The sequence below is a fragment of the Microbacterium alkaliflavum genome, from assembly GCF_044325405.1.
GTDB classification, from domain to species: Bacteria; Actinomycetota; Actinomycetes; order Actinomycetales; family Microbacteriaceae; genus Microbacterium; species Microbacterium alkaliflavum.
The window spans coordinates 846,188-860,659 of sequence record NZ_JBIQWL010000002.1; the positions used below are offsets into that span (position 1 = coordinate 846,188).

The window sequence follows — 14,472 nt, forward strand, 5'->3', positions numbered from 1 at the left end:
TCCCCTTCCGCTTGTCCGGCTCTCACTGACGAGCGAACTCACCCGCTCGTCGCGGCCGGCAGGTCGTAGGACATGAGGACCGTTCCCGACGCGGTGCGGATCTCGACCGCGCGGATGTCGGCGACATCGAGCGCCGTGCCGGCCGACAATCGGGCCGTCGAGCCGGGCCCCGCCTTCCACGTCGAGACGGTCTGCGCGGTCCCGTCGGCGCCGACGACGGCGAGCGCGTAGGTCCACACGGGGCCGTCCGCATCGTCCTCTTCGGGATAGCGGCAGTTCAGGTCGATGCGCGTTCCCCACGCGACCGAGGTGAGGCGCACTCCGGCTTGCAGGGGGGTCTCCACGACGCTCTCGAGCGCGAACGTCTGCGCGGGCGGCCGCACCCCCGTGACCGCGAACGGCACGGCGAGCGCCACGATGACCAGCACGGCCGCGACGGCGAGCCCGATGATGCGCGAGCGGCGACGCCGATGCGCGCGCTCGCGGGCGAGCGACAGCACCTCCGCGGGATGGTCGGGCTCCTCTGCCGGCGGCGGGACGGCGTCGATCCGGACGGCATCCTCCGCCGAGATCCGCGACAGCAGCCCGACCGTCGGCGCGAGCTGGGCGATCGCGTGCCGGCAGTCCGGGCACATCTCGAGGTGCGCCTCGAACTCACGGCGCTCGGCCGGCGAAAGGGCGCCGAGGACGTACGCGGCATCCCATTGTGCGAAGCGCGGGTGATCGGGGTTCATCGGGTCACCCCCCTCTCCTGAAGCGCGAGCCGGAGCCCGCGCAGGCCGTAATGGAGTCTGGATTTGACGGTGCCCTCCGGGATGCCGAGCTCGGCCGCCGTCTGGGCGATGCTGAGTCCGCGGTAGTACGCCTGCACGATGACCGACCGGTGCTCGACGCTCAGCGACGCGAGCGCCTCCTCGATGAGGATCGCCTCGAACAGGGCGTCGGTGTTGTCGCCCATCGCGCGCTCGGGAAGCTCCGCGACCGCCCGCTCGTGCCTGCGCCGCGCACTGCGCGCCTCGTCGATCACGAGTCGCCGCGCGACGGTGAACATCCACGCGCGCGTCGTCGACGGATCCTCCTCGAGGATCTTCGGCGTGCGCCACGCGCGCAGCAGCGTCTCCTGCACGACGTCGTCGGCACCCGCCCGATCACCGGTCAGGCGCACCACGTAGCGCCACACGGGCGCGGCATGGGCGTCGTAGAGCGCCGTCAAGCGCTCTTCGTCATCGGACGGCATCCCACACACCTCCTCGAAGGAAGCACGATGCGCTGACCCGGAAGGTTCAGCCGTTCAGGGGCTGCTCAGCCCCCGGTAGTCACGAACTGGGTGAAGGCGGGATCGCCCATGAGCGGCACCGCGAGACAGACGTAGACGCCGAGGTATGTGACGAGCGCGCCGACGAGCGGGATCCACCAGGTCACACGTCCGGCTCGCAGGTTCAGCCACGACAGCACGGCCGTCAGAAGGTAACCGACGATGAGCACGCCCGCCGCGATCGGGCCCCACAGCTGCGCCGACGCGGTGTTGGTGAACTCTCCCTCGATGCCGAGGATCTTCATCGCCTGGTCGGCGAGCGACGCGAGGTCGAAGTAGGAGTAGGCCGTCACGGCGACGTTGAAGGCGCCGATGATGAGCAGGATGAGTGTCGCCGTGCGGTCGGCATTGCGCATCGCCCGAGGTGACGGCGGCGGCGGACCCCACGCGGGTGCCGGAGCCGGCAGTGCCGGGGGCGTCGTCTCGCCGGGAGCCTGACCTGTCTCGATGGCCCACGAGGCGTCGGGCTGCTGGATGCGCGCGCGCTGCTCCTCCGGCGTCGCGTACTCGCCGAACTGAGGGCGTGGGCGCTCGTCGTCGCTCATGCGCGGCCCCGACCGCCCAGTGCGCGGTCGTCGCGCTTGCCGGCGGCATCCTGCCTCAGCTCCTTGGGGAGCGAGAACATGAGGTCCTCCTCGGCCGTGCGCACCTCTTCGACGTCGCGGTAGCCGGCGCCGGCGAGCTCTTCGAGCACCTCCTGCACGAGCACCTCGGGCACTGATGCACCTGAGGTGACGCCGACCGTCGAGACCCCGTCGAGCCACGCCTGCTCGACCTCGTCGGCGTAGTCGACGCGGTACGCGGCCTTGGCGCCGTGCTCCAGCGCGACCTCGACGAGGCGCACGCTGTTGGACGAGTTGGCCGAGCCCACGACGATGACGAGGTCGGCGTCCTTCGCGACCTTCTTGATGGCGACCTGGCGGTTCTGCGTCGCGTAGCAGATGTCGTCCGACGGCGGATCCTGCAGCTCGGGGAACCGCTCGCGCAGGCGCCGGACCGTCTCCATCGTCTCGTCGACCGAGAGCGTCGTCTGCGAGAGCCACACGACCTTGCTCGGGTCGCGGACGACGACGGTGTCGGCGTGGGCGGGCGAATTCACGATGGTCACGTGTTCGGGGGCCTCTCCCGCCGTGCCCTCGACTTCTTCGTGCCCCTCGTGCCCGATGAGGAGGATCTCGAAGTCGTCGCGCGCGAAGCGCACGGCCTCGCGGTGCACCTTGGTCACGAGCGGGCACGTCGCGTCGATGGCCTGCAGACCCCGATCGGATGCCGCGTTCACGACCGCCGGCGACACGCCGTGCGCGCTGAACACGACGTGCGCGCCCTCGGGCACTTCGTCGACCTCGTCGACGAAGATCGCGCCCTGCTGCTCGAGCTCGGTCACGACGTGGATGTTGTGCACGATCTGCTTGCGCACGTACACCGGCGCGCCGAAGCGCTCGAGCGCCTTCTCGACGGCGATGACGGCGCGGTCGACACCCGCGCAGTAGCCTCGCGGCGAGGCCAGCAGCACGCGCTTCTGCCCGCTCACGGGGACATCCTGAAGGCGCTCACGGCGCCGCGGGACGTGCGGGACGGGCATGCGGACAGCCGGGGTGGTCACCCTCCGATTCTAGGCGGGCGTTCCCGAGGCCCGCCCGGCGGCACCGTCACGGGACCTCCGTCGGAGGCGTGCGCTACCGTGACCGGGTGGCATCCTGGTCCCGCCCCGCGCCCGCGGGGCCGCAGACCCGAGTCGCGCGCGTCGCGTCGCGGGTCTCGACGATCGAGCTGCTCTTCGACCTCGTCTTCGTCTTCACGATGAGCCGGGTCGCCGAGATCGTGGTCCATCGTCCCGATGCGGCGGGCGTCGCGCAGGGCGCCCTCGTCCTCGCGCTGGTGTGGTGGATGTACGACGCGTTCGCATGGCTCACCAATCAGGCCGCGCCCGACAGCACCGGGTATCGCATCGCCCTCATCGGCGCGATGGCGGCGTTCCTGGTGATGTCGCTCGCGATCCCCGACGCATTCGGGTCGACGGGTGTGCTCTTCGGGGTGAGCTACATCGTCGTCGCCGTGATCCACGCCGCGCTCTTCATCGCGCTCGGTGGTGCGGCCGCCGGCCGGCGCATGATCGTCGTCGGCACGTCGAACGTCCTGGTCGGTGTGCTCCTGGTCGTCTCGGGCTTCGTCGAGGGCCCGCTCGACTGGGTGCTGTTCACCGTGCCGCTGCTGCTGTTCCTCGCCAGCGCCCTGCTGAGTGCACGCGGCGGGTTCGACCCCGGCGCATCGCATATGGTCGAGCGCCACGGCCTGCTCATGATCATCGCGTTCGGCGAGTCGATCGTCTCGGTCGGCGTCGGCGCCACCGAGCACGAGATCGGAGCCTCGCTGCTGGTCGGCACCGTGCTGGCCGTCGCCCTCGTCTCGGCGCTGTGGTGGTGCTATTTCGACGGCGACGACACGCGCGCCGAGGCGCGGATGAACGCCGTGGCCCCCGCGCGTCGCACCGGCGTCGCGCTGCTGGCCTTCTACCTCGAGCACCTCGCGATGATCTTCGGCCTGCTGCTGCTGGCCGCGGGGCTGCACGGACTGTTCGTCGACCCGTTCGCACCGCTCGAGCCCGCCGACGCGTGGCTGATCGGCGGCGGTGTCGCCCTCTACCTGGCAGGCGACGCGGCGTACCGCGGCACGCTCGACCTCGGTCCCGTCGCGACGCGGCTCGTGGCGGCGCCCCTCGCGGCGGCGACCGCATGGGTCGGCATCGCCGTCGCGGGGGCCTGGCAGCCGGCTGCGCTCCTCGCCGTCGTCGTCGCCGTCCTCGTGGTGGAGAACGCCCGCCGCTCCCCCGCCCTCCCCCGCCGATCGGATGCCCCCGCATGACGCATTTCGAACCTGTCGCCGTGCCCGGCCAGTCGCCTCCCGCCGACTCGGTGCATCCGCGCGACTCGAGCCAGCAGTCGCCCACGTCGGTCTCGCGCCTCAACGAGACGATCCGCGGCTTCATCGAGAAGTGGGGCTTCGTCTGGGTCGAGGGCGAGATCACGTCGTGGAACCTGCGCGGCGGGAATGTCTTCGGACGCCTCAAAGACCTCGGATCCGACTCCCTCATCTCGTTCCGGCTGTGGTCGAAGACGCTGCAGCGCACGCCCGGCGATCTGAAGGTGGGCGACCACGTCGTCGCGTGCGTCAAGGCCGACTACTTCGTCAAGCAGGGCGACTTCAGCTTCACCGTCTCGGCGATGCGCCACATCGGACTCGGCGACCAGCTCGAGCGCCTCGAGCGGCTGCGCGCGCAGCTGCGCGCCGAGGGCCTCTTCGACCCGTCGCGCAAGAAGCGGCTCCCGTTCCTGCCCCACACGATCGGACTCATCACGGGGGAGAACTCCGACGCCGAGAAGGACGTGCACCGCAACGCCGAGCTGCGCTGGCCGCAGGTGCGGTTCGTCACGAAGTACGCGGCGGTGCAGGGCGAGCGGTGCGTTCCCGAGACGATCGCGGCGCTGAAGGCGCTGGATGCCGCCCCCGACGTCGACGTCATCATCATCGCCCGCGGCGGCGGCGACCCGCAGACCCTGCTCGGGTTCAGCGACGAGCGGCTCGTACGGGCCGTGGCCGCGGCATCCACTCCCGTCGTCAGCGCGATCGGGCACGAGAACGACCGCCCGCTCCTCGACGACGTCGCCGACCTCCGGGCTTCGACGCCGACCGACGCCGCCAAGCGCGTGGTCCCCGACGTCGCGGAGCAGCGTGCGCTCGTCGCCCAGCTTCGCGCGCGGCTCGCCACCCGGCTCACACACCGCCTGCAGCACGACATCGCCCAGCTCGAGCAGCTGCGCTCGCGACCGGCGCTGCGCGCGCCCGAGTCGATGCTCGAGTCGCGCTCGCACCAGCTGTGGCTGCAGGTCGCGCGAGGACGCGACGTGGTCGACCGACGACTCGAGACGCAGTCGCGGCGTGCCGCCGAGCTGCGCGCGACGCTGCGCGCCCTCTCTCCCGCCTCGACCCTCGCCCGCGGCTACGCGATCGCGCATCTGACAGACGGCGTCATCGTGCGCGACGCGAGCCAGGCCCCGAGCGGCGCGAGCGTCGTCGTCACGGTCGGCCGCGGGTCGTTCGCCGCGCACTCCGACGGGGAGATCGCGGAGGGCGGGACGGATGCCTCGGTCGCGGAGCGCTGAGCACCCCGGCAGTCGCTCGACGTCGAGCCAACCGGCGGGAGGCTGTCAGGCCGCCGATCTAGGATGGAAGCCATGAGCGTGTCGAGCGAAGGGCTTCCCGACGTCGCCACTCTGTCGTTCGAGCAGGCTCGCGACGAGCTGATCCGCGTCGTCGGCGAGCTCGAACAGGGTGCGCCGACCCTCGAGCAGTCGCTCGCGCTGTGGGAGCGCGGCGAGGCCCTCGCGGCGCGCTGCGAGGAGTGGCTGCTGGGCGCGAAGCGCCGGCTCGAGGCCGCGCGCGCCACTCCGGAGGGCGCGGAGGCGTGATGTCGAAAACCCCGCGGGTGGTCGCCGAACTGGGCCGCCCGGAGACACCGGAGGAGACCGCCGAGCGCAAGGCGACCTTCTCGGCCGCGTATCGGGCGAGCCAGAACACGCGCAACCTCGTCGCGGCGCTCCTGGCGACGCTCGCCGTCGTCGCCGTCATCGCCTTCGCGGTCCCACGCGGCGAGCTCCCGGCCGCGAAGGCCGTCGATGTCTCCGCCGTCGCAGAGCAGGTCGCCTCCGCCGAGGACCGCACGGTCATCGTGCCCGACGTTCCCGCCACGTGGACCGCCAACTCCGCGCGCATCGAGGGCGACTCGGTGAGCGCCTGGACGATCGTCTACGTGCCGAGCGAGACCTCCGGGTACCTGCGGGTCGCCCAGGGATTCGACGCCGACGAGTCGTGGCCGACGCGCGTCCTGAAGGGCGCGGGCGTCGACGGGACCGTCACCGTCGACGGTGTCGTGTGGGACGTCTACGAGATCTCCGATCCGGAGCGGGCCGGCAACGTCTCGATCGCCCTGAGCACGAAGGCCGGCGACGACACGGTGCTCATCTACGGCTCGACCGACCAGAAGACGGCCGAGAGGGCCGCCGCCGCCGTCGCCGACCAGGTCGACACGATGAACGAAAGGTCACGATGACTCAGGTGAGCACCCCGCGCGAGGTCTGGCAGCAGATGGTCGCCGGCAACGCCCGCTTCGTCGACGGTGCTCCGCAGCATCCGCGGCAGGACGTCGATCGACGTCACGAGCTCGCCGACGGCCAGCGTCCGCACGCCGCACTCTTCGGCTGCTCCGACTCGCGCCTCGCGGCCGAGATCATCTTCGACCAGGGCCTCGGCGACCTTTTCGTCATCCGCAATGCCGGCCAGGTGAGCTCGAACTCCGTGATCGGGAGCCTCGAGTACGCCGTCGCGGTGCTCGAGGTGCCGCTCATCATCGTGCTGGGCCACGACGCGTGCGGCGCGGTCGCCGCCGCGATCGACAGCACCCAGGCGGATGCTCCGGCGCTTCCCGCGAACATCTGGCGCCAGATCGCCCCCATCGTGCCCGCAGTGCGCCGCGTCATCAAGGCCGCAGGACCCGACGGCGATGTCGTGCCCGAGGCCGTCGGGCGCGAGCACCTGCGCGACACCGTCGCCGAGCTGCTGCACTCGTCCGAGCTCATCAGCGACGCCGTCGCCGAGGGCCGCCTCGCGATCGTCGGCGCCAACTACCGCTTGTCCGAGGGCACGGCCGTGCCCGACATCATCGTGGGCGACGTCTCCGACGCCGCCTGATTCCACACCCACTCCGGAGGACGAAGACGTGACCGACACCGAGTACCGCATCGAACACGACACGATGGGCGAAGTGCGCGTGCCCAAGGACGCGCTCTACGCGGCGCAGACGCAGCGCGCCGTCGAGAACTTCCCCATCTCGGGCGATGCCCTCGACCCCGCGCAGATCGTCGCCCTCGCGCGGATCAAGAAGGCCGCGGCGCTCGCGAACAAGGAGCTCGGCACTCTCGACGGCGCCATCGCCGACGCGATCGGCCGCGCCGCCGACCGCATCATCGCCGGCGAGTACGCCGACCAGTTCCCGATCGACGTGTACCAGACCGGCTCGGGCACCTCGTCGAACATGAACATGAACGAGGTGCTCTCGACGCTCGCGACGGCCGATCTCGGTCAGACCGTGCACCCCAACGACCACGTCAACGCGTCGCAGTCGTCGAACGACGTCTTCCCGACGTCGGTGCACATCGCCGTGACGCAGGAGCTCATCGACGACCTGATCCCCGCGCTCGACCACCTGGCCGTCGCGCTCGAGGCGAAGGCCGAGGAGTGGAAGACGGTCGTGAAGTCGGGCCGCACGCACCTCATGGATGCCACGCCGGTCACTCTCGGCCAGGAATTCGGCGGCTACGCCCGGCAGATGCGCCTGGGCATCGAGCGCGTGCAGTCCGTGCTCCCCCGCGTCGCTGAGGTGCCGCTCGGCGGCACCGCCGTCGGCACCGGGATCAACACTCCGCTCGGCTTCCCGCAGAAGGTGCTCGAGCTCATCGTCGCCGACACCGAGCTTCCCATCACCGAGGCGAAGGACCACTTCGAGGCCCAGGCCAACCGCGACGGCCTCGTCGAGGCCTCCGGCGCTCTCCGCACGATCGCGGTGTCGCTCACGAAGATCAACAACGACCTGCGCTGGATGGGCTCCGGCCCCAACACCGGCCTCGGCGAGTTGCACATCCCCGATCTGCAGCCCGGCTCGTCGATCATGCCCGGCAAGGTCAACCCCGTCGTCCCGGAGGCGACGCTCATGGTGTGCGCGCGCGTCATCGGCAACGACGCGACGATCGCGTGGGCGGGCGCCTCGGGCCTCTTCGAGCTCAACGTCGCCATCCCCGTCATGGGCACGGCGCTCCTCGAGTCGATCCGCCTCCTCGCGAACTCGATGCGCATCCTCGCCGACAAGACGATCAGGGGCCTCGAGGCCAACGTCGAGCGCGCAGCGGCCTACGCCGGCATGTCGCCGTCGATCGTGACGCCGCTCAACAAGCTCATCGGCTACGAGGCGGCCGCGAAGATCGCGAAGCACTCCGTCGCGAAGGGCATCACGGTGCGTGAGGCCGTCATCGACCTCGGCTATGTCGAGCGCGGCGAGCTCACCCTCGAGCAGCTCGACGAGAAGCTCGACCTCCTCTCGATGACCCACCCTGGATGATCCCCAGGCCACTGCGTATCGCCCGGGCCAGGGCGGGACGATAATCAGGTAATGACGCGCTCGCCCCGGCCCATCTCGGCGCGCGCACGCATCCTCGGGGCGATCCTGGCGGTGGCGTGCGTGGGTCTGGCGATCGTGGGCAGCGTGACCTTCCTCGTGCAGCGCGAGCGCGTGCTGAACGACGTCGACGACCGCCTGCAGGCGCAGGTGGCGAGCCTGAACGCGATCGCGGGGGCCGACGGCGACCCGACGACCACGCCGTCTCCCTCGCCCGCCGCGACGCCCGCGACCGCCACCGAGCAGATCGACCGCACCCAGTTCGACTCCGTCTCGGACTATCTGCGGACAGTGGTCGCACGGCTCGTGACGGGACGGAACGAGGCCGCCGTCGCGGTCATCGACGGCGTGCCGCGCTGGAAGCCCGACACGCTCTCGGGGTTCGACATCTCCGACGACAAGGAACTCATCGCCCGTGCCGTGGCCGAGACGCGCGGCGGCGAGACGAAGATCGGCACCGCCGTCACCGACGAGGGGTCGCTGCGCTACATCGCGATCCCGATCGAAGTGCCGGGCTCCTCCGAGCAGGGCGTGTACATCCGCGCCGTCGACCTGACCGCCGAGCTCGCACCGGTCACGGCCGCCGTCACGACCTACTGGATCGCCGCCGTCGCGATGGTGCTCGCCATCGCGATCGTGGGCTGGTTCGTCGCAGGGCGGCTCCTGTCCCCCATCCGGTCGATCCGGGATGCCGCCGACTCGATCACCCTCACCGATCTGTCACCGCGCCTGCCGGAGCAGGGCAACAACGACATCTCCGACCTCTCGCGCACCGTCAACTCGATGCTCGACCGGCTCGAGGGGTCGGTCGACGTGCAGCGGCAGCTGCTCGACGATGTGCGCCACGAGCTCAAGACGCCCATCACGATCGTGCGCGGGTACCTCGAGATGATGAACCCCCGGGATGCCGTCGACGTCGAGAGCGCCCGCGACATCGGCATCGCCGAGCTCGACCGCATGACGCGGCTCGTCGACGACATCGATCTGCTCGCCGCCGTCGAGGGCGAGCAGTTCGCGATGAGCGACGTCGACATCACGGCGCTGACCTCGCGCGTCGGCGAGCTCGTCGCGATGATCCCCGGTCACACCTGGCGGGTCGTGCAGCAGGCGAGCGGCACCATCCAGGGCGACCACGACCGACTGCTGCAGGCGTGGCTGCAGCTCGCCGACAACGCCGCGAAGTACACGCCGGCGGACTCGACCATCGAGATCGGGAGCGCGCTGGACGCCGACGGCGCGCATCTCTGGGTGCGCGACCACGGTCCCGGCATCCCGCCCGCCGCCCGCCATCGCATCTTCCGACGATTCGACCGGGCGCACGGCAAGCGCACGGTCGGCGGGTCGGGGCTCGGCCTGGCGATCGTCGACGCCATCATGAAGGGGCACGGCGGGCGCTGCGTCGTCACCGACACCCCGGGCGGCGGCGCGACGTTCACGATCCATGTCCCCCTGCCGACGTCCGAGCTGCCCCAGCCCGTGCGCGCAGGCGACGTCGTGCTCCAGCGAGAGGCATCCGGATGACGCGCATCCTCATCGTCGAGGACGAGCCTCGCATCGCCGCCTTCGTGAGCCGTGGGCTCGAAGCGGCGGGCTACACGACGGCCATCTCGGACGACGGCGCGGAGGCGCTCGAACGCGCTCTCCGGCCCGATATCGACCTCGTGCTGCTCGATGTGGGCCTGCCCACGATGGACGGCTTCGAGGTGCTCCGCGAGCTCCGCGCGCGGGGCAGCCTCGTGCCGGTGATCATGCTCACCGCCCGCTCGTCGACCCGCGACACGGTCGAGGGTCTCGACGCGGGCGCCAACGACTACATGTCGAAGCCGTTCACGTTCGACGAGCTCCTCGCCCGCGTCCGGTCGCGACTGCGCGAGAGCAGCGGTCCCACCTCGACGTCTCTCGTGCACGGCGACGTCGTTCTCGACATCCTGGCCCGCCGGGCCACCGTCGGCGGGCGGGAGGTCGAACTGTCGGCGCGCGAGTTCGCGCTCGCCGAGCAGTTCCTGCGCAACCCTGGTCACGTGCTCAGCCGCGAGCAGCTGCTGAGCCGCGTGTGGGGCCTCGACTTCGACCCGGGCTCGAACGTCGTCGACGTGTACGTGCGGTACCTGCGCGGAAAGCTCGGACCCCAGCACATCGTCACGGTGCGCGGGGCCGGCTACCGCTGGGAGTAGCCCTCGCCCGCCGACGGCGCGGGCGTCCTGCCCCCGGCCTCGGGGGCTGTCTCAGGACGAAGAGAAGCCCCCGGTGCTGGGGGACACCGGGGGCTGGGAAAGGGTCGGAGCTGGGGGACTCCAACCCGGGTCAATCGCCTCGTGGGGGCTTGGGCGATTGATCTCTCTTCGATCCGGTCCAGGAAGATTTCCCGTGCCCGGATGTGTCACCCGCATTCGCGGGAGTCTGTGAGGTGTTCGACGACTTCTCGTTCGCCTGATCGAGCTCGTCCTGGAGCTTGACGATCCAGCGTGAGACCTGGTCACGCGACCAGCCGTGGGTCTCGGCCCACGCCCGAAGGCGGTCCCACGAGCGGGTGCGGAGCGCGTCGGCGACGATCTCCTCCTGGCTCGCGTCGGCGGCGGGTGTCTGCGCGGTCGGTGCCGTGGCCGCCGATTCGGCGGGCGCGACAGGCGCCGACTGCGCGACATCCTGCGGATCGGGAGCGGGGACGATCTCGGCCGTCGGCGCAGAGGCCGGGATCTCGGTGGCGGCGGTCGCAGCCTGCGTCGGCGTGGGGGTCGCCGACGAAGTGCTCGACGACGGCGTCACGCGGACGACGCCGACGTTCACCGCCGTGCCGGGAGCATCGGCCAGCGCGGCGCTGTTGCTCAGCGTCACGGCGCAGGCGACAGCGACGGCGGCGGCGCCGGCGACGAAACCGCCTGCCGCGAATCCCGCTCGTCCGTCCACTCGAAGCTCCCGTGTCGATTCGCCCCGCAGGGCCCGATCGGCGCGCCGCAGTTCACCGGTGCGCCTCCTCCATGGTCGCAGACCAGGGTGAGAGGAGGAGGAGAGACAGATGAGACTCTTCTCATGCTCATGCGTCCGCATGCACGGCAAGAGGGGCGGGGATGCCGCATCCCCGCCCCTCTCGCAGGTGATCAGGCGAGCTCGCCGGCCTCCAGGAGGTCGGTCACGAGCGCCGCGATCGCGGAGCGCTCGCTGCGCACGAGCGTCACGTGGCCGAACAGGTCGTGGCCTTTGAGCGTCTCGATGACGGAGGCCACGCCGTCGTGCCGGCCGACGCGCAGGTTGTCGCGCTGGCCCACGTCGTGGGTCAGGACGACGCGCGAGTTCTGGCCGATACGGCTGAGCACCGTCAGAAGGACATTGCGCTCGAGCGACTGGGCCTCATCGACGATCACGAAGGCATCGTGAAGCGATCGCCCGCGGATGTGCGTGAGCGGCAGCACCTCGAGCATCCCCTGTGCGATGACCTCTTCGACGACGTTCCCCGAGACGACCGAGCCGAGGGTGTCGTAGACGGCCTGCCCCCAGGGGTTCATCTTCTCCTGCTGGTCGCCGGGGAGGTAGCCGAGCTCCTGACCCCCGACGGCGAACAGCGGCCGGAAGACGATGATCCGCTTGTGCTGCTGGCGCTCGAGGACGGCCTCGAGGCCTGCGCACAGCGCGAGGGCCGACTTGCCGGTGCCGGCGCGCCCGCCTAGCGACACGATGCCGACATCGGGGTCGAGGAGGAGGTCGATCGCGATGCGCTGCTCAGCCGAGCGGCCGTGCAGGCCGAAGACCTCGCGGTCGCCGCGCACGAGCCGGTACGAGCCGTCGTCGGTGACGCGGCCGAGCGCGGAGCCCCGCTCGGAGTGGATGATGAGGCCCGTGTTGACCGGCAGTCCGATGATCTCCTCGCTCGTCCCGACCTCGCTCTCGTAGAGGTCGCTGATCTCGTCGCCCGCGACATCGATCGTCGCGATGCCGGTCCAGCCCGAGTCGATCGCCTGCTCCGCGAGGTACTCCTCGGCCGAGATTCCGAGAGAGGCTGCCTTGACCCGCATCGGCAGGTCCTTCGAGACGACGGTCACCTCCTGCCCGTCGTGGGCGAGATGCATGGCGACCGCGAGGATGCGGCTGTCGTTGTCGCCGAGCCGCATGCCCGACGGGAGGACGCTCGCGTCGGTGTTGTTCAGCTCGACGCGGAGCGTGCCGTCGTCGCCGACGGGGACGGGGAAGTCGAGGCGTCCGTGCTCGATGCGCAGCTCGTCGAGGTGACGCAGGGCCTGACGGGCGAAATAGCCGATCTCGGGATCGTGCCGCTTGCCCTCGAGCTCGGTGATCACGACGACCGGGATCACGACGTTGTGCTCGGCGAAGCGGAAGAACGCCCGCGGATCGCTCAGCAGCACCGAGGTGTCCAGCACATAAGTCCTGAGCACCTCCCCCAGCTCGTCGACCTCGTCGGCCGTCTCGCGGTACTGCCTGTGTGGTGCTCGTGTGGTCACAACCGACTCCCGCCCCGGGTTCGTCACCCGGCAGTCAGCGAGTCGACCACTGTCACGAGTCGCGAACTGGCGGCCGACTCGAACGGGCTCCTTGCCCGTTGGGATGAAACTACGTCGGCGATGTGACAGCGAAGCGCAGACACGCTGTCCAGGGATTACGACCTCGTTAACTTCCGGTGGACGGCGGGAGGCGGAGCCAGTGCAGGACAGGCAAGCGCGCCTCGGGGTCGTCGTCGCACGACGGTCGGCGGTACACGAAAGCGCCCCCCGCAGCTCCCGATCTCACCAGACGCGCGCGGACGAGAACGCCGCGAGAGCATCGCCGAACAGGCGGAGCGTGTCGGCTCCCGTGCCCACATGGGGCGCCACGCGCACGAGGCCCGAGCGCGCCGTGACCGCGATGCCGTGGTTGGCGAGCGAGGCCGCGAGGGGCGCGGCATCCTGAGGAGCCGGTGCCAGCGCGACGATGCCCGCGCGACGCTCGGCCTCGGCCGGCGTGATGACGGGGATCTCATAGCGCTCGGCGAAGTACATGACATCGCCCGAGCGCGCCACGAGCTCGCTCTCGATGGCGGCGACGCCGACGTCGAGCACGTCGCGCAGAGCCGTCGCCAGGCGCGCGAAGGCGAGGTGGTCGGGGCCGGCGACGGTGAACGCCTGCGCCGAGGCCGCAGGCTGCGGCACGGTGTCGACCGGCAGGTCGCCGTCGACGCCCGAGAAGCCCGACAGGACGGGTGCGATCCGCTCGAGGGCGCGATCGCCGAACCACGCGAAGCCGGTGCCGCGCCCCGCGCGGAGCCACTTGTAGCCGTTGCCGCACACGACATCGGCGGAGGCCCAGTCGGCTTCGACGACGCCGAATCCCTGCACGGCGTCGACGATCAGCAGCCGATCGCCGATCACCTCGCGCAGCGCCGTGAGGTCGGCGCGGTAACCGGTGCGGAAGTCGACGAGGCTCACGGCGAGGGCGGTCGTGTCGTCGGTCAGCGCGTCGCGGACGGCGTCGGGAGTGACGTAGCCGCCCTCGGGCTCCAACCATTGCACCTCGATCGAGCCGAGGGCATTGGCCGCGCGCGACGCCGCCACCGTGAGGCTCGGGAACTCGCCGCGAGAAACCAGGACGCCGCCGGCGAGACCGTACAGCGCCTGCATGATCCCGTACGTCGTCGACGGCTGCAGCGCCACCTGTTCGGCAGTCGTCCCCAAGAGCTGCGCGAGCAGGTCGCGGGCTTCGCGCGCGTGGTCGGACACGAGGTCGATCCCCGAAGGCCGGCCCGAGCCGAGCAGCTCGGCGTCGGCGTGCACCTCGGCGCGCACGCTGGGCGCGAGGGGGCCGAAAGCCGCCCAGTCGAGGTAGCCGGGCTCTCCGTCGAAGGAGGCGAGATAGGACTCCCAATCCGTCACCGCCCCATTCTGGCATGGCGCGGAATGCCGCGTGAGAGGGGGTTGACGCGGCGGCAGGAGTGGGTCAGGGCCAG

The 14,472-nt window shown here is 70.8% G+C and carries 15 protein-coding genes; 8 read left to right on the top strand and 7 right to left on the bottom strand.

Going from position 1 to position 14,472, the window contains the following annotated elements; translation table 11 throughout:
• Positions 1-38: 38 nt before the first annotated feature.
• From ACH3VR_RS08945 to ACH3VR_RS08960, 4 genes are all read right to left on the bottom strand, one after another.
• Positions 39-734 (bottom strand): zf-HC2 domain-containing protein, encoded by a 696-nt coding sequence (locus ACH3VR_RS08945; protein ID WP_396640411.1) that lies wholly within the window; start codon positions 732-734, stop codon positions 39-41.
• Complete coding sequence (locus tag ACH3VR_RS08950; protein ID WP_396640412.1) at positions 731-1,237, bottom strand: sigma-70 family RNA polymerase sigma factor; 507 nt, start codon at positions 1,235-1,237, stop codon at positions 731-733. Before ACH3VR_RS08950 ends, ACH3VR_RS08945 begins: the two co-directional genes overlap by 4 nt.
• A 65-nt stretch (positions 1,238-1,302) precedes the next feature.
• Positions 1,303-1,860, bottom strand: coding sequence for a DUF6264 family protein (locus ACH3VR_RS08955; RefSeq protein WP_396640413.1), 558 nt, complete (start codon positions 1,858-1,860; stop codon positions 1,303-1,305).
• Entirely contained in the window at positions 1,857-2,897 is a 1,041-nt protein-coding gene (locus ACH3VR_RS08960) for a 4-hydroxy-3-methylbut-2-enyl diphosphate reductase (RefSeq protein ID WP_396640469.1), read from the bottom strand. Before ACH3VR_RS08960 ends, ACH3VR_RS08955 begins: the two co-directional genes overlap by 4 nt.
• Before the next feature lie 107 nt (positions 2,898-3,004).
• On the opposite strand from ACH3VR_RS08960, the gene ACH3VR_RS08965 reads away from it, so the two are divergent.
• The 8 genes from ACH3VR_RS08965 (at position 3,005) to ACH3VR_RS09000 (ending at position 10,714) form a co-directional block, all read left to right on the top strand.
• Entirely contained in the window at positions 3,005-4,177 is a 1,173-nt protein-coding gene (locus tag ACH3VR_RS08965) for a low temperature requirement protein A (protein ID WP_396640414.1), read from the top strand.
• Entirely contained in the window at positions 4,174-5,475 is a 1,302-nt protein-coding gene (gene xseA / locus ACH3VR_RS08970) for an exodeoxyribonuclease VII large subunit (RefSeq protein WP_396640415.1), read from the top strand. The genes ACH3VR_RS08965 and xseA overlap by 4 nt, the downstream gene beginning before the upstream one ends.
• A 63-nt stretch (positions 5,476-5,538) precedes the next feature.
• Positions 5,539-5,781 carry an exodeoxyribonuclease VII small subunit gene (locus ACH3VR_RS08975; RefSeq protein WP_396640416.1) on the top strand — a complete coding sequence of 81 codons (243 nt, stop codon included), beginning with the start codon at positions 5,539-5,541 and terminating at the stop codon, positions 5,779-5,781.
• A complete protein-coding gene (locus tag ACH3VR_RS08980) occupies positions 5,781-6,422 on the top strand; it encodes a DUF4245 family protein (protein ID WP_396640417.1) in 642 nt (213 codons plus the stop codon). The genes ACH3VR_RS08975 and ACH3VR_RS08980 overlap by 1 nt, the downstream gene beginning before the upstream one ends.
• Entirely contained in the window at positions 6,419-7,060 is a 642-nt protein-coding gene (locus tag ACH3VR_RS08985) for a carbonic anhydrase (RefSeq protein WP_396640418.1), read from the top strand. The genes ACH3VR_RS08980 and ACH3VR_RS08985 overlap by 4 nt, the downstream gene beginning before the upstream one ends.
• Positions 7,061-7,088: 28 nt before the next feature.
• Complete coding sequence (locus ACH3VR_RS08990; protein ID WP_396640419.1) at positions 7,089-8,483, top strand: class II fumarate hydratase; 1,395 nt, start codon at positions 7,089-7,091, stop codon at positions 8,481-8,483.
• 51 nt (positions 8,484-8,534) lie between these two features.
• Entirely contained in the window at positions 8,535-10,061 is a 1,527-nt protein-coding gene (locus ACH3VR_RS08995; protein ID WP_396640420.1) for a sensor histidine kinase, read from the top strand.
• Complete coding sequence (locus tag ACH3VR_RS09000) at positions 10,058-10,714, top strand: response regulator transcription factor (RefSeq protein WP_396640421.1); 657 nt, start codon at positions 10,058-10,060, stop codon at positions 10,712-10,714. Before ACH3VR_RS08995 ends, ACH3VR_RS09000 begins: the two co-directional genes overlap by 4 nt.
• Positions 10,715-10,844: 130 nt before the next feature.
• Here the strand turns inward: ACH3VR_RS09000 and ACH3VR_RS09005 are convergent, their stop codons facing one another.
• The 3 genes from ACH3VR_RS09005 to ACH3VR_RS09015 form a co-directional block, all read right to left on the bottom strand.
• Complete coding sequence (locus tag ACH3VR_RS09005) at positions 10,845-11,447, bottom strand: hypothetical protein (protein ID WP_396640422.1); 603 nt, start codon at positions 11,445-11,447, stop codon at positions 10,845-10,847.
• 191 nt (positions 11,448-11,638) lie between these two features.
• Positions 11,639-12,994: a PhoH family protein gene (locus ACH3VR_RS09010; protein WP_396640423.1), complete on the bottom strand. Its 1,356-nt coding sequence runs from the start codon at positions 12,992-12,994 to the stop codon at positions 11,639-11,641.
• A 282-nt stretch (positions 12,995-13,276) separates the two neighbouring features.
• Positions 13,277-14,398 (bottom strand): aminotransferase class V-fold PLP-dependent enzyme, encoded by a 1,122-nt coding sequence (locus ACH3VR_RS09015; RefSeq protein ID WP_396640424.1) that lies wholly within the window; start codon positions 14,396-14,398, stop codon positions 13,277-13,279.
• Between the last annotated feature and the right edge of the window lie 74 nt (positions 14,399-14,472).